The sequence below is a fragment of the Pseudoduganella guangdongensis genome (assembly GCF_009857475.1).
GTDB classification, from domain to species: Bacteria; Pseudomonadota; Gammaproteobacteria; order Burkholderiales; family Burkholderiaceae_D; genus Rugamonas; species Rugamonas guangdongensis.
Window position 1 is genome coordinate 48,342 of the sequence record NZ_WWCJ01000009.1, and the last position, 12,476, is coordinate 60,817.

Below are 12,476 nucleotides of genomic sequence, written 5' to 3' on the forward strand. Positions count from 1 at the left end.
CCGTCATCATGGGGGAGCACATGGATCGCAGGCGTTTTCTCGAACTGGCAGGCGGATCAACGGCAGCTTTGCTGGCCGGGTGCGGGGGCGGCGGATCGTCGGGCACGGCGCCGCCGCCGCTCACGCCGGGCGATCCTGGCTTGAATTGGTCTGGCCTGGCGTCTTCGCTCAAAGGGCAGTTGCTGCGGCCGTCCGACCCGGGCTATGTCGCCGCCAGCCTGCTGGCCAACACCCATTTCGACAACATCAAGCCGGCGGCCATCATCAAGTGCGCGTCGGTGGACGACGTCAAGGCGGGGCTGGCTTTTGTGCGCGCCAACAAGCTGGCCGTGACGCCGCGCTGCGGCGGCCATAGCTGGGCGGGGACTTCGACCACCACGGGTGTGGTGTTGAATGTGACGCCGATGAATGCGATCCAGGTGAACGCCGACGGCACGGCCAGGATCGGGGCTGGTGCGCGCCTGGCGGAGGTGTACGACGCGCTGATTGCCAAGGGCGTCTGCATCCCTTCCGGCACTTGCCTGACAGTGGGTATCGCTGGCATTACCCTGGGCGGCGGTATCGGCATCCTGGACCGCCAGTATGGGCTAACTTGCGACAACCTGTTGGCGGCGCAGGTGGTGACCGCAGATGGCCGCGTGCTCACCTGCGATGCGGCCACCGAACCGGAGCTGTTCTGGGCTTTGCGCGGCGGGGGCGGCGGCAACTTTGGGGTTGCCACGTCCTTTACCTTCAAGACGCATCCAATCCAGGACATCACCGTGGCGCGCGCGGATTTCCGCTTCCAGGATTTCGCGGCGGTGTTCGATGCCTGGCAGCGCTGGCCGCAATCGCTGCCGGATAATATCTGGGGCCAGGTCTATGTGCAGTTCGGCCCGGGTGCTGCGGCCGGCACCGTGAGCGCGTATTGCCTTGGTGGCGCGGCCTTGCTGCAGCCGCATTGGGATGCCTTCCTGGCAGCGACCGGCGTGCCGCGCGCGCACCTGTCGACTTCCATCAACCAGATGCCGTATCGGGACGTGGCCTGGAGCATGTGCGCCGGCGATACGCCGGCGCAGTGCAGCGTGAGCGGTTCCACGCCGGAAGGACGCAAGACGCGGTACGATTCGCTTTTGAGTTCGGACTTCTTCAACGAACTGCTGCCTGCGGCCGGCATTGCGGCGCTGGGCCAGGCGGTGCTGGATGCGGGGGCGGGCGGCATTGCGGGGTCCTACATCTTCGACCATATGGGCGGCGCCATCAGCCGCATTGCACCCGATGCGACGGCCTTCGCGCATCGCAAGGCTCTATTCAGCCTGGAGTACGCGACCTGGCCGAATCGCGGCGTGTACGACACCGCTTACCCTAATCGCATGCGCGGCAAGATGAAGGCGTGGAGCAGCGGCGGAGCCTACGTGAATTACCTTGATCCGCTGCTGGCCGACTGGCAGTCGGCCTACTACGGCGCGAACTATGCTCGCCTGGCGCGCGTGAAGAAGCAGTACGACCCTGAGCGCGTGTTCAATATGCCGCAAGGCGTTCAGCCGGCGTAGCCAGCCGGCGGCGCAGCCACCTGATCGGCAGGCCGACGATGGGCAGCTTTTGCAGCAGCTCTTCCGCCGCATCCCAGTAGTCGCGGTGATCTGCCACCTTGCCGTCCGGCCCGAAGCGGATGTGGGAGGCGCCTTCCACCGTGTAGTGCTTGCCGCGCAGGTCGAACTCGAACTGCCAGGTGACGAAGGCTTGCTCGCCCTGCAGCATGCGTTGGCGGATGATGAAGCGCGGGTTCCCGGTTGTTTCGAACATGTGGTCGAAGACCGCTTCGATGGCGGCGATGCCGCGCACGTCGTTGAACGGGTCGCGGAAGTGGGCGTCGGCGGCGTAGTGCTCGCCGGCGCGCTGCACGGTGTCGGGTGTCAGGCTGGTGTACCAGTCCAGCAGCGTGTCGAGCGATGTGGTCATGTCTTGGCGAGTTGGGCGAGCAGGGCGAAGCGCAGCCGGTAGGGCAGCATGCGTACCAGTTTAACCAGCAGCGTGAAGCGCCAGGGAAAGTGTATCTCAAAACGTCCGGCGGCCATGCCGCGCCGGATCGCGCGCGCCGCCGCTTCCGGCGTCTGCAGCGCCGGCATGGCGAAGTCGTTGCGGGCGGTGAGCTGGGTGCGCACGAAGCCGGGGTTGATCAGGTACACGTCCAGCCCGCGCGGGTGCAGGTCGGTGTAGAGCAGTTCGGCCAGGTTGATCAGGGCGGCTTTGCTGGGGCCGTAGACGCTGGCCTTGGGCAGGCCGAGGTAGCCGGCCACGCTGGCGACAATGGCGATGCCGCCGCTACCGCGCGCCAGCATGTCGGGCAGCACGGTGGCCAGGCCGCTGTAGACGCTGCCCAGGTTGATGCCAAGGGTGCGCGCGGCGCCGGCGGGCGTGACTTCCCAGCTGCGTTCGGGGCGGTATTCGGCGGCGCAGAAGACCACCAGGTCGATGCCGCCGAACAGCTGGCAGGCGGCGCGGTAGGCTTCCGGCCAGGCTGCCTGGTCCAGCGCGTCGAATGGCAAGGCCAGCGCATGCGGGTGGTCGGCGGCGACCGTTTGCAGTAGTTCGAGGCGTCGGGCCGACAGTGCGACACGCGCGCCGGCGGCCAGCGCTTCCGCTGCCAGGGCGGCGCCGATGCCGCTGGACGCGCCCACCAGCCAGACGCGCTTGCCTTCCCAGTTTTCAATGCGGCGGTTCAATGGGCGCATGACCGTTTCCTGAACATCAGCGTGACCTGGCCCAGCTCAATGCCGAACTTGCGCATGCTGGCGCGGTTGATCATGGTGCATTCATCGATCAGGAACATCCAGTCGTCGAACTGCATTTCGTAGGTGCTGCCGTCGACCGGCAGCAGCAGGGTGTACTGCCAGCGCAGGGCGTTGCCGGCGACTTCGCCGCGCGCCTTGCCCAGCACATCGTCGGCTGTGCCTTGCCAGCGGCCGTCGGGCTGGGCGACCAGGCGCCACACGCGACGCTGGGTGCTGCCGTCGTCGTAGCGGAATTTTTCGTCCAGCTCCAGTGTGCCGTTGTCGGCCTTGCCTTCAATCGTGACGTGGAAGCGTTTCACCACTTCGCCGCCGCGTTTCTGGAACATGCCCCAGGCGTCGGTGGTGCCGCTGAAAAATGCGGCGACGTCGAGCTTGGGCTGCGCCGGGGCGTAGTGCTGCACGTCGCGGCCGGCGCAGGCGCTGAGGAGCAGGGCTGCGCTAAGGATGGTCTTTTTCATCAAGGCTCCAGATTGCGTACAGGGCGCAGAGTTTGAACAGGCAGGGCAGGCCGGCGTATAGGGCCGGCAGCGCGGCGCTCGGGCCTTCGCCGGGGCGGTAGCCGAAGGCGGCCAGCAGCGGCAGCGTCAGGCCGCTGCAGGCCAGCGCCAGTTTGCCGAGCAGGGTGTAGATGCTGTAGTGCACGCCCATGCCGGCGCCGGGTTTGGTCGTTTGGGCAAACAGCACCGGCGGCAGGGCAAGGTCGGCACCCAGCGCGGCGCCGGCGCCGATGCATACCAGCAGGTAGGGCAGCTTGTCGCCGGGACCGAGCAGGCTGGTGCCGGCAAAGGCGGTGACTGCGAGCAGCATGCCGAGGCGCCAGGCGCGCGCGGTGCCGATGCGGGCGGCCAGGCGTACCCACAGGGGCAGGCCGCAGACGGCGGCGGCGAAGTAGGCCAGCAGGAAGCCTGCTGCCTGGTCCGGGGCTTGCAGCTGGTCGCGGATGAAGAACAGGGCTAGCGTCGCCGGCAGCGATACGGAGAGCGCGTTCAGGAAGTACGGCGCGAGCAGGCGCAGGAAGCGGCGGTTGCGGCGCATGGCGTCCAGCGCCTGGCGCCAGTGCGGCGTGTCGCCAGCGCGGGCGCTGTCATTGCGCTGCCACGCGGGCGCCCATTGCAGCAGCGCGCCCAGCGCCAATGCCAGCAGCAAGGCAAAGCCTGCGCTGTACCACGCCATGCCTGCCGGTACGCTGTCCGCATCGCCGGCCATGATGGCGGCGGGGATGGCGCTGGCGAGCATGATGCCTGCCAGCCCGGCCCCTTCGCGCCATGCGGCCGGGCCAAGCAGCGCGTGGGTGCGCGAGGCCCCCCCATCCAGGCTGGCGCCCCAGGCCAGGTAGGCGATGTTCAGGAAGCTGTGCGCGCAATACGCCAGCACCAGCATGGCGGCCAGCCATGCGACGGCCGCCGCGGCACCGGCCGGCGGGAACCACATGCCGGCAAAAGCCAGTCCGAAAACCGCGGCGGCGGCGCCCAGCCAGGGCGCGACACGTTGCCCCAGACGGTCCACCAGCAGGCCAAGCGCCGGGTCCTGCAGCGTGTCGAACAGGCGTGCCGCGAACAGCACCCAGCCAAGTTGCACCAGGCTGACTTCGAGCTGCAAGGCATAAAAGGCGGGCAGGTGCACATACACCGGCAAAGCCGCCATCGCCAGCGGCAGGCCAAGCAAGCCATAGGCGGCAAAGTCCAGCCGCAGCCAGCGCGCGTTCATGGCTGGCCTCCCAGCAGCTGCCGGCGCAGGTTCTGGTCGCGGCTGTCCGTGTGCAGCCAGATGTCGAAGAAAGCCTGCGCCAACTGCGGATCGGCGATTTCGGCGCGCAGCCGGTGCTGGTCGTACAGGCGCATCCCCTGGCCCGGCAGGTGCAGGCCGACCAGTTGGTCGCCGTCGGCGACGTCGACGAAGGCCTCGCGCAGGCGGGCCTCCCAGCGCTGCAGGGTCGCCGCGTCGCGCGGCGCGTTGCCCAGGCGGCGGATCTCCTCCATGCTGGTCTGTACCAGCCGGTCGCGGCTGATGCTGCGGTGATAGCGCAATTGCAGGGCAAAGCGGGCCGCCGGGTCGAAGGGCTGCTTCTCGCTCCATAGCGTGGCGTGGTAAATGCGCAAGCCGAACCAGCGCAACTCGCCGCCGCCCACGGCGCGCGCCTGCGGCAGCTCATCGCGCCACGAGGTTTGCGCCAGGCCAGGCAAGGCGATGCCGGCCAGCGCCAGGCAAAGCGCCGCGCGGAGCGCCAGCCTAGGCCAGCGCAGGCTTGGCCAGCAGGAATTGGACAACATTGGTTCGCCCCTCATCAAACGCCGCCTCGCAATAGGCGAAATACATATGCCAGATGCGCTGGAAGCGCTCGTCGAAGCCGAGTTCCGCGATCTCCGCGCGCTGCGCGTTGCACTGCTTGTCCCAGCGCCGCAGCGTTTCCGCGTAGTCGGGGCCGAAAGCGTGGATATCCTGCGTGGCCAGGCCGGCATTGGCCGCCTGCTGCATAAAGCGCTCGACGCTGGGCAGCATGCCGCCCGGGAAAATGTACTCCTGGATGAAGTCCGTGCTGCTGCGGTAGCGCGGGAAGTAGCGCTCGCCGATGGTGATCGACTGCACCATGGCCTTGCCGCCCGGGCGCAGGCGCTGCGCCAGCGTGCGGAAGTAGCCCGGCCAGTATTTCTCGCCGACCGCCTCGAACATTTCAATCGACACCACGGCATCGTACTGGCCGTCGATATCGCGGTAGTCGCGCAGCTCCAGCTGCACCAGCGGCGCCAGGCCCTGGCTGGCGATGCGCTGCTGCGCATGCGCCAGCTGGGCCTGCGAGATGGTCAGCCCGTGCACATGGATGCCCTGGCGCGCCGCCTGTTCGGCGAAACCGCCCCAGCCGCAACCGACTTCCAGCACGCGGTCGCCGGCGCGCAGGCCGAGCGTGTCGATGATGCGCTGGTATTTGCGGCGCTGGGCCTCCTGCAGCGGCAGGCTGTAGTCGCCTTCGAACAGGGCGCTGGAGTAGGTCCAGCTGGGGTCCAGCCACAGGGCGTAGAACGGGTTGCCCAGATCGTAGTGGGCGTGGATATTGCGTTTGCTGCCGGTGCGGGTATTGGGCCGCAGCAGGTGGCGCAGGCGGTACCAGCAGCGTGCCAGCGCACCGCCGAACACAGCGCGCTCCAGCTGCTGCTCGTTGCGCAAGGCCAGGCGCAGCAGGGCGGCCAGGTCGGGCGTGTCGATCCAGCCGGCGGCGTAGGCTTCGGCAAAGCCGATGTCGCCGGCGCGCAGGATGCGGCCGCAGGCGCGCCAGTCGCTGATTTTCAGCGTGGCGCCGTGCGCCATGTGGGCGTCGCCGAAGACCATGTGCGTGTCGTCCGGCGTGACCAGGGTCAGGTGGCCGTGGCGCAGGCGGCCCAGTAGCGACAGGAAGAGTTTGGCGCCGGCCGGTGCTGCCAGCTGCCGGATGGCGAGGGTGGGATTGATCACGGTAGGTCCTCTTGCAGGGAAATATTCTTGGCCGCGGCCGGCTGCTTGCCAAGGAAGGGCACGCCTTTCAGCCACAGGCGCAATGCTTGCCAGTGGATGCGCGCCACAACGCCGACACACAGCAAGGGCTGGCGCAGCAGGGCGCGCAGCAAGGCGGCGTCGCACAGCGGCTGCGGCTTGCCGGCGACGGCGGTCTTGATCAGCAGGCCGTCGGCATCGTGGTAGTCGATGCTGGTGGCGTGGCTGGTTTCGCCCAGGCGGAAGCGGAAGCGGTAGTGCCCTTCCACCCGGCAGAACGGCGACACATGCAGTTGCTTGGCGCTTTCGGCGCGCCCGTCTTCCGGGTTCACGCGCAGCAGGTAGCAGTGGCTGGCGCCGAAGGTGTTGTTGACCTCCGCCAGTACCGCGCACAGTTTGCCTTGCGCGTCGTGGCAGTGCCAGAAGCTGACCGGATTAAACGCGAAACCGGCGATGCGGGGAAAAGTTTGCAGCCAGATCCGGCCGTCCGCAGCGATGCCGTGCTCGCGCAGCAGGGCGCGCATCCAGTCGGCCAGGCTGCTGCCGTCGCGCGGACCATAGTCGCGCGTGCGCAGCGAGAGCAGGCGGCGGCGGTCGACGCCGAACCAGAAGCTGTTGCAGTCTTGCAGGCGGTCCAGGTCCAGGCGCAGGTAGAACACCGGGTAGGTGAAGCGGTTGCGCTGCGGCCGCACGCGCTCATGCATGACGTGGCCATGCAGCAGTTGCCCGTGCAGCGCTTGGTCGTTCATGGCAGGTGAGTCCATTGCGGCGCGCAGTCGAAGGCCTGCGCCACGCGCAGGGCCGATTTCAGGCCGTCCTCATGGAAGCCGTAGCCGCTCCACGCGCCGGCATGCCACACCTGGCCGGCACCCTGGATGGTGTGCAGCAGCTGCTGCGCGTCGATGGTGGCCTGGTCCATGATCGGGTGCTCGTATTCGAAACGCGCCAACACCGACGACGCTTCCGGCGCCTGCTGCGGATTGAGCGTGACCAGCACCGGCGTTTCGAACGGCAGGCTTTGCAACTGGTTCAGCCAGTAGGTGACGCACACCGGGCGCTCGCCGTCGACGCTGGCGCCGGACAGGTAGTTCCAGGCCGACCAGAGCTTGCGTTGGCGCGGCATCAGGCGACGGTCGGTGTGCAGCCAGGCGGTGTTGGGTTGATAGCGCACGCCGCCCAGCACGGCGCGCTCCTGCGCGCTGGCGTCGGTCAGCATCGACAGGGAGCTCGGCGCGTGGGTGGCCAGCACCACGGCGTCGTACTGCTCGGTGCCGTGCGCGGTGAGCAGCGAGACGCCGCCGGCGTTGCGCGTGACGGCCAGCACCGGCGTGGACAGGCGGCAGTCGGGCAGGGTGGCCGCGATCTTGCGCACATACTCGCGCGCACCGCCTTGCACCGTGCGCCATTGCGGGCGGTCGTTGACCTGCAGCAGCGCGTGGTTCAGGCAGAAGCGCAGGAAGGTCGCGGCCGGGAATTTGAGGATATCGGCCGGCGTGCTGGACCAGATCGAGGCCGCCATCGGCAGCAGGTAGGCATCGCGGAACAAGGCGCCGTAGGCGTTCTGCCGCAGCAGCTGCTCCAGGGTGACGGCGCTGCCGCCCACCTGGCCCAGGTAGCGCTGCGAGTGGCGGTTGAAGTGCAGGATATCCATCACCATGCGCAGGAAGGACGGCGACAGCAGGCGCAGTCGCTGCGCGAACAGGGTGTCCAGGCTGGTGCCGGCCCATTCCAGCGCGCCGTCGTCCATCGACACGGCGAACGACATATCGCTGGCGATGTTGGCCACACCCAGTTCGTCCAGCAGGGCGATCAGGTTCGGGTAGGTGCGCTCGTTATAGACCAGGAAGCCGGTATCGACGCCGCAAGTGCGGCCCTCCAGCGTGACATCGACGGTGTTGCTATGGCCGCCAAGGTAGTTGCCCGCCTCGTACAGCACCACGTCGTGGCGGCGGTTGAGGAAGTAGGCGCTGGCCAGGCCGGAGATGCCGGCGCCGATTACGGCGATGCGTTGGCGTGTCTGTGTCATGGTCTTTTGTCGGATTTTTCTGCCGGAACCTACCGGCGTGCTAATATTACTACCAACAACTTACAAAAGCTACTGATTAGTAGCGAAATTTAACTCATGAGTATCATTCCGAAGTTTAGCTTTAAAAATCAGGCATTTAAGCTGCGCGAGAACGCAATCCTGGACGTGACGACGGTTGTGTTGAGCAGCAAGGGCTATGATTTGATGACGATGGACGACGTCGCGGGCGCGGTCGGCATCTCGAAACCGAGCCTCTACAAGCACTTCAAATCGAAGGAGGAGCTGGTGGGGGAGGCCATGGTGCGCCTGCTGGAAGGGGCGATCGAGGAAGTCGACAAGCTGCCCGCCGCGCTGAATCCGGTCGAAAAGCTGCAAGCCTTGCTGGAGTGGGCCATGCGCGTGCGCCTGGGCGGCGGCTTGCCCTTCCTGCCCTCCACCAGCCCGCACGTGCGCGACATGCTGATGCGGAATTTCAAGTACATGACGCGCGTGCTGAAGCTGAACCGCCTGCTGGAAGGCCTGGTCAAGCAGGCGCAGAAGGAAGGTTTGCTGAATCCGGCCCTGCCGACCGACGTTATCCTGTATAGCTACTACGCCCGCACCTGCGATCCGGCAGTCGAGTACCTGCAAAAGTTCAGCAAGATGAGCGACGACGACATCGTGCGCCACATGCTGAAGGTGTCGTTCGAAGGCTTCCGCACCTAAGCGTCAGGCAGCGGGCCGCCAGTCCGGGTCGATGCTGCCGTCGACCAGACCGATGCAGCGATCGGCGGCGCTGGCGAAGCCGGCGTCGTGGGTGACCGCCACCACGGTCTGGCCGGCGTCGGCCAGGCTGCGCAGGATCTGGCGCACGTTCAGGGTGGAAGCCGAATCCAGGTTGCCGGTCGGCTCGTCGGCCAGTATCAGTACCGGGTCGTTGGCCAGCGCGCGCGCCAGCGCCGCCCGCTGGCGCTGCCCGCCAGACAGCTGCGAGGGAAATTTCGCCGCCTGGTCGGCAATGCCAAGCCGTTCCAGCAAGTGCAGGGCATAGGCGCGCGCGGCGCCGTCGTCGCGCCGGCCGAGGCGCTGCATGGGCAGCATCACGTTTTGCTGCACCGTGAACTCGGCCAGCAGGAAGTGGAACTGGAAGACGAAGCCCAGCTTGGCCAGCCGCAGCGCGGCCAGCCGCTCCTCGTCGTAGCGGGCCAGGGCTTCACCCTCCAGCCAGAGCTGGCCGCTGTCGGGCCTGTCGAGCAAGCCAAGCAGGTAAAGCAGGGACGACTTGCCGGAGCCGGACGGCCCCATGATGCAAATGAACTCGCCGCGCTGGATATCGAGCGACACGTCGTTGACCAGCGTGACCGGCACGTCGCCCTGCAGGCGGCGCAGCAAATGCTCGGCGCGCAGCACGCTGCTCATATGGCGCCCCGCAAGGTGTCGACCGGCTGCAGCTTGCCGGCCTTGTTGGCGGGCAGGTAGGCCGCGCACAGGCAGGCCGCCATGGCGAAGGCGATCGCCAGCAGGTACTGCTCCGCGCCCCACCACACCGGCAGGTGCACCACGTCGCTCACGCCGGGCGGTTTCAGTTCGACGCTGGCCAGCACGTGCATCATGCCGTAGCCCAACATCAGCCCGGCGCAACTGCCCAGCAGGCCGATCACCGCGCCCTGGTATAGGAAGATATGGCGGATGTCGGTCGCGCTGAAGCCCATCGCCTTCAGGATGGCGATATCGCGCCGCTTGTCGACCACGATGGTCGAGATGGTGTTGTAGATGCCGAACGCTGCCACCACCAGGATGGCGGTGACCACGCTGTACATGATGATATTGCGCACCAGCAGGAGGCTGAGCAGGTCCTCCGACGCTTCGATCCAGGACACGGATTTGTAGCCGATGGCCTGCTCGATGCCAGCCGCCACCGTGCGCGCCTGCTGCGGGTCGGCCAGCTGGATGATGAAGCGGTTGACGCGGTTGGGCCGCGCCAGGATCACCTGCGCCCGTTTCAGCAAGGTGAAGGTTTCGCCCTCGTCGTAGGCCGCATTGCCGGTGCGGAAAATGCCCACCACCTTCATGACGCGCGCGCCGCCGCTGGCGGTGACCATGCTGACCGTGCTATCCAGGCCCAGCTGGAATTTCTCGGCCAGGCCCTGGCCGATCACCAGCCCGTTGGGCGCGGCGGCCAGGTCGTCCAGCGTGCCGGCCACCATCTGCTCGTCGATGGTGGAAACGTCCTTCATGCGCGCCGGCACAATGCCCGACAGGCTGACGCCTTGCTGCTGGCCGGCGAAGGTCAGCACCGCCGAGCCGCGCAGCACCGGCGCCACGCGCAGGCCGGGCCAGCCTTCGATGCTTTCCAGTTTGCTGCGGTGGCTGCGGATGCCGCGCGTTTCGACCGGCGGCTTGACATTGCTGATGGCCACAGCGGCGTCGGGCCAGCGCAGTTCGGCCGGCTGCACGCGCGCGCTGCGGTACTGGTCCAGCACGGTGATGTGGGGGCTGTTGTCGACCAGGCGCTTGAGGAAGTCGCGCTCCGAGCCGCGCATCAGCGCCGACACGGCGAGGAAGAAGGCGACGCCAAGCGAGATGCCGAGCAGCGATACCAGGGTGGAGCGGCGCCGCCGCAGCAGGTGGGCCAGGGCGATGGAAAACTGGACGCGCATGCCATCCCCTAGCGCGGTCCGGCTTGCACCCGCACCCGGCGTCCCTGCGCCAGGTCGGCGCCAGGCTGCGCTACCACGCGTTCGCTGCCATCCAGTCCTTGCAGCACCTCGATGCGCTGCGGGCTGCGGATGCCGGGCACAATGGCGCGCCGGCGCAGGCGTTCGCCTTCGACGATCCAGACCGCATTGCCTTGCACCGCGCTGGCCGGCAGCAGGATGGCGTTTTCGCGCCGCCCCACCACCAGGTTGGCATCGACCGTCATGCCGGTCTGCAGGGCGCCCGGCGCCGCCAGCGCAATGCGCACGCGGTAGCTGCGCGCCACCGGGTCGCCCTTGGGCGTGATTTCGGCGACGCTGCCGTCGAATACCTTGCCGGGCAGGGCGTCCGCCTTCAGCACCACCGGCTGGCCCACGCGCACGCGGCTGATGTCCTCCTCGTCGATTTCGGCGGTAACGCGCAGCGGCGCGCAGCAGGCCAGCACGAAGACGGCCTGGCCGGGGCTGATGTATTGGCCCACTTCGCCGTCGCGGCGAATGATGGTGCCGTCGGCGGGCGCCAGCAGGGCCATGTAGTCGCGCTGGGCGCGCACGCGGCGCAGCGCCGCTTCCGCCGCCAGCATCTCGGCCTTGGTGCGTTCGGCTTCGCCGCTGGAAAGGAAACCGCGTGCGGCCAGCGCGGCGGCGCGCGCGTGCTGGCTGCGGCTGTAATCCAGGCGGGCGCGCTGTTCATCCACACTGCCGGCCAGGTCGGCATCGTCCAGGCGCGCCAGCACCTGGCCTTTGCGCACGGTGGCGCCTTCGTCAACGGTGCGCTCGGCCAGACGGCCGCCGACGCGCGGCGCCAGCGGCAGCATGACGGTCGGCTCCACCGTCCCGGTGGCGTAGATGGCATCCACCGCCGGCCCGCGCTCGAGGCGCGCCACGCTGACCGGCAACGGCCCCCATTGGCGCCAGGCGAAAGCTGACACAGCTGCCAGCAGCGCCACGGCAGCTGCCAGGCGCCAGCGCAGGAAAGGTCGGACGGGGTCGGGCATGGATAGGCTCCAGCAGTCTGGATGGCCCCCAGTTTGGCGGCGGCGCCGGGAGCCGGTCAATGACCTGGGTCATGCCCGTTGAATTTAGCACAAAACCCTGGGCGGCAAGATCGGGCGGCGCGGCAGCACATTTCGAATAACATCGAAATATATTGACAGTTCGCCGCGATTGGAATTATTCTTTATTCGTCGATGAACGAATGAGGGATGTATGGCCAGTTGTTGCGAAGTCAAACCGGGCGCCGGCCTGCCCGCCGTGGATGCCGAGGAGGTGGCCCGGTTGTGCAAGGCGCTGGCGCACCCGGCGCGCGTGCAGTTGCTGTGCTACCTGGCGTCGTATGGCGCCTGCTACTTCGGCAACCTGGCCGACGTCCTGCCGTTGTCGCCGTCCACCATTTCCCAGCACGTCACCGTCTTGAAGGAGGCCGGGCTGATCCTGGGCTCGTCCGACGCGCAGCGGGTTTGCTATTGCATCAACCCGGAGCGGATCGGACAGCTCAAACAATTGATCAATGCCCTGTGAAGGGCATTTTTTTGA

At 67.5% G+C, this 12,476-nt stretch carries 14 protein-coding genes; 3 read left to right on the forward strand and 11 right to left on the reverse strand.

What is annotated here, in order from left to right; all coding sequences use genetic code 11:
- Positions 1–20 precede the first annotated feature (20 nt).
- Positions 21–1,532, forward strand: a complete 1,512-nt coding sequence (locus GTP41_RS13950) for an FAD-binding oxidoreductase (protein ID WP_161026176.1) — start codon at positions 21–23, stop codon at positions 1,530–1,532.
- Here GTP41_RS13950 and GTP41_RS13955 read toward each other — a convergent pair.
- Genes GTP41_RS13955 through GTP41_RS13990 form a run of 8 tightly spaced genes read right to left on the reverse strand, consistent with a single transcriptional unit; the run spans position 1,501 to position 8,265 of the window.
- Positions 1,501–1,941 carry a nuclear transport factor 2 family protein gene (locus GTP41_RS13955; RefSeq protein ID WP_161026177.1) on the reverse strand — a complete coding sequence of 147 codons (441 nt, stop codon included), beginning with the start codon at positions 1,939–1,941 and terminating at the stop codon, positions 1,501–1,503. The genes GTP41_RS13950 and GTP41_RS13955 overlap by 32 nt on opposite strands.
- Complete coding sequence (locus GTP41_RS13960) at positions 1,938–2,714, reverse strand: SDR family NAD(P)-dependent oxidoreductase (protein ID WP_161026178.1); 777 nt, start codon at positions 2,712–2,714, stop codon at positions 1,938–1,940. Before GTP41_RS13960 ends, GTP41_RS13955 begins: the two co-directional genes overlap by 4 nt.
- Positions 2,702–3,232 (reverse strand): DUF3833 domain-containing protein, encoded by a 531-nt coding sequence (locus GTP41_RS13965; RefSeq protein WP_161026179.1) that lies wholly within the window; start codon positions 3,230–3,232, stop codon positions 2,702–2,704. Before GTP41_RS13965 ends, GTP41_RS13960 begins: the two co-directional genes overlap by 13 nt.
- A complete protein-coding gene (locus tag GTP41_RS13970) occupies positions 3,213–4,481 on the reverse strand; it encodes an MFS transporter (RefSeq protein WP_161026180.1) in 1,269 nt (422 codons plus the stop codon). Before GTP41_RS13970 ends, GTP41_RS13965 begins: the two co-directional genes overlap by 20 nt.
- Positions 4,478–5,044 (reverse strand): chalcone isomerase family protein, encoded by a 567-nt coding sequence (locus tag GTP41_RS13975; RefSeq protein ID WP_161026181.1) that lies wholly within the window; start codon positions 5,042–5,044, stop codon positions 4,478–4,480. Before GTP41_RS13975 ends, GTP41_RS13970 begins: the two co-directional genes overlap by 4 nt.
- Complete coding sequence (locus tag GTP41_RS13980) at positions 5,004–6,218, reverse strand: class I SAM-dependent methyltransferase (RefSeq protein WP_161026367.1); 1,215 nt, start codon at positions 6,216–6,218, stop codon at positions 5,004–5,006. The genes GTP41_RS13975 and GTP41_RS13980 overlap by 41 nt, the downstream gene beginning before the upstream one ends.
- Positions 6,218–6,988: a DUF1365 domain-containing protein gene (locus tag GTP41_RS13985; RefSeq protein ID WP_161026182.1), complete on the reverse strand. Its 771-nt coding sequence runs from the start codon at positions 6,986–6,988 to the stop codon at positions 6,218–6,220. The genes GTP41_RS13980 and GTP41_RS13985 overlap by 1 nt, the downstream gene beginning before the upstream one ends.
- Positions 6,985–8,265 (reverse strand): NAD(P)/FAD-dependent oxidoreductase, encoded by a 1,281-nt coding sequence (locus GTP41_RS13990; RefSeq protein WP_161026183.1) that lies wholly within the window; start codon positions 8,263–8,265, stop codon positions 6,985–6,987. Before GTP41_RS13990 ends, GTP41_RS13985 begins: the two co-directional genes overlap by 4 nt.
- Positions 8,266–8,361: 96 nt before the next feature.
- Here GTP41_RS13990 and GTP41_RS13995 point away from each other — a divergent pair, with 96 nt between their 5' ends.
- Entirely contained in the window at positions 8,362–8,970 is a 609-nt protein-coding gene (locus tag GTP41_RS13995) for a TetR/AcrR family transcriptional regulator (RefSeq protein WP_161026184.1), read from the forward strand.
- A gap of 3 nt (positions 8,971–8,973) precedes the next feature.
- On the opposite strand, the gene GTP41_RS14000 is transcribed toward GTP41_RS13995, so the two are convergent.
- From GTP41_RS14000 to GTP41_RS14010, 3 genes are read right to left on the reverse strand one after another with little or no spacing between them, the layout of a single operon-like run.
- Positions 8,974–9,663, reverse strand: coding sequence for an ABC transporter ATP-binding protein (locus GTP41_RS14000; RefSeq protein WP_161026185.1), 690 nt, complete (start codon positions 9,661–9,663; stop codon positions 8,974–8,976).
- Entirely contained in the window at positions 9,660–10,904 is a 1,245-nt protein-coding gene (locus tag GTP41_RS14005; RefSeq protein ID WP_161026186.1) for an ABC transporter permease, read from the reverse strand. The genes GTP41_RS14000 and GTP41_RS14005 overlap by 4 nt, the downstream gene beginning before the upstream one ends.
- Positions 10,905–10,912: 8 nt before the next feature.
- A complete protein-coding gene (locus tag GTP41_RS14010; protein ID WP_161026187.1) occupies positions 10,913–11,938 on the reverse strand; it encodes an efflux RND transporter periplasmic adaptor subunit in 1,026 nt (341 codons plus the stop codon).
- Between the two features lie 211 nt (positions 11,939–12,149).
- Here GTP41_RS14010 and GTP41_RS14015 point away from each other — a divergent pair, with 211 nt between their 5' ends.
- Positions 12,150–12,461, forward strand: a complete 312-nt coding sequence (locus GTP41_RS14015; protein WP_161026188.1) for an ArsR/SmtB family transcription factor — start codon at positions 12,150–12,152, stop codon at positions 12,459–12,461.
- The last annotated feature ends 15 nt before the right edge of the window (positions 12,462–12,476 follow it).

Coding starts and splice junctions, on each gene's coding strand:
- GTP41_RS13950 (WP_161026176.1), top strand. CDS start 21: ATGGATCGCAGGCGTTTTCTCGAACTGGCAGGCGGATCAACGGCAGCT.
- GTP41_RS13955 (WP_161026177.1), bottom strand. CDS start 1,941: ATGACCACATCGCTCGACACGCTGCTGGACTGGTACACCAGCCTGACA.
- GTP41_RS13960 (WP_161026178.1), bottom strand. CDS start 2,714: ATGCGCCCATTGAACCGCCGCATTGAAAACTGGGAAGGCAAGCGCGTC.
- GTP41_RS13965 (WP_161026179.1), bottom strand. CDS start 3,232: ATGAAAAAGACCATCCTTAGCGCAGCCCTGCTCCTCAGCGCCTGCGCC.
- GTP41_RS13970 (WP_161026180.1), bottom strand. CDS start 4,481: ATGAACGCGCGCTGGCTGCGGCTGGACTTTGCCGCCTATGGCTTGCTT.
- GTP41_RS13975 (WP_161026181.1), bottom strand. CDS start 5,044: ATGTTGTCCAATTCCTGCTGGCCAAGCCTGCGCTGGCCTAGGCTGGCG.
- GTP41_RS13985 (WP_161026182.1), bottom strand. CDS start 6,988: ATGAACGACCAAGCGCTGCACGGGCAACTGCTGCATGGCCACGTCATG.
- GTP41_RS13990 (WP_161026183.1), bottom strand. CDS start 8,265: ATGACACAGACACGCCAACGCATCGCCGTAATCGGCGCCGGCATCTCC.
- GTP41_RS13995 (WP_161026184.1), top strand. CDS start 8,362: ATGAGTATCATTCCGAAGTTTAGCTTTAAAAATCAGGCATTTAAGCTG.
- GTP41_RS14000 (WP_161026185.1), bottom strand. CDS start 9,663: ATGAGCAGCGTGCTGCGCGCCGAGCATTTGCTGCGCCGCCTGCAGGGC.
- GTP41_RS14005 (WP_161026186.1), bottom strand. CDS start 10,904: ATGCGCGTCCAGTTTTCCATCGCCCTGGCCCACCTGCTGCGGCGGCGC.
- GTP41_RS14010 (WP_161026187.1), bottom strand. CDS start 11,938: ATGCCCGACCCCGTCCGACCTTTCCTGCGCTGGCGCCTGGCAGCTGCC.
- GTP41_RS14015 (WP_161026188.1), top strand. CDS start 12,150: ATGGCCAGTTGTTGCGAAGTCAAACCGGGCGCCGGCCTGCCCGCCGTG.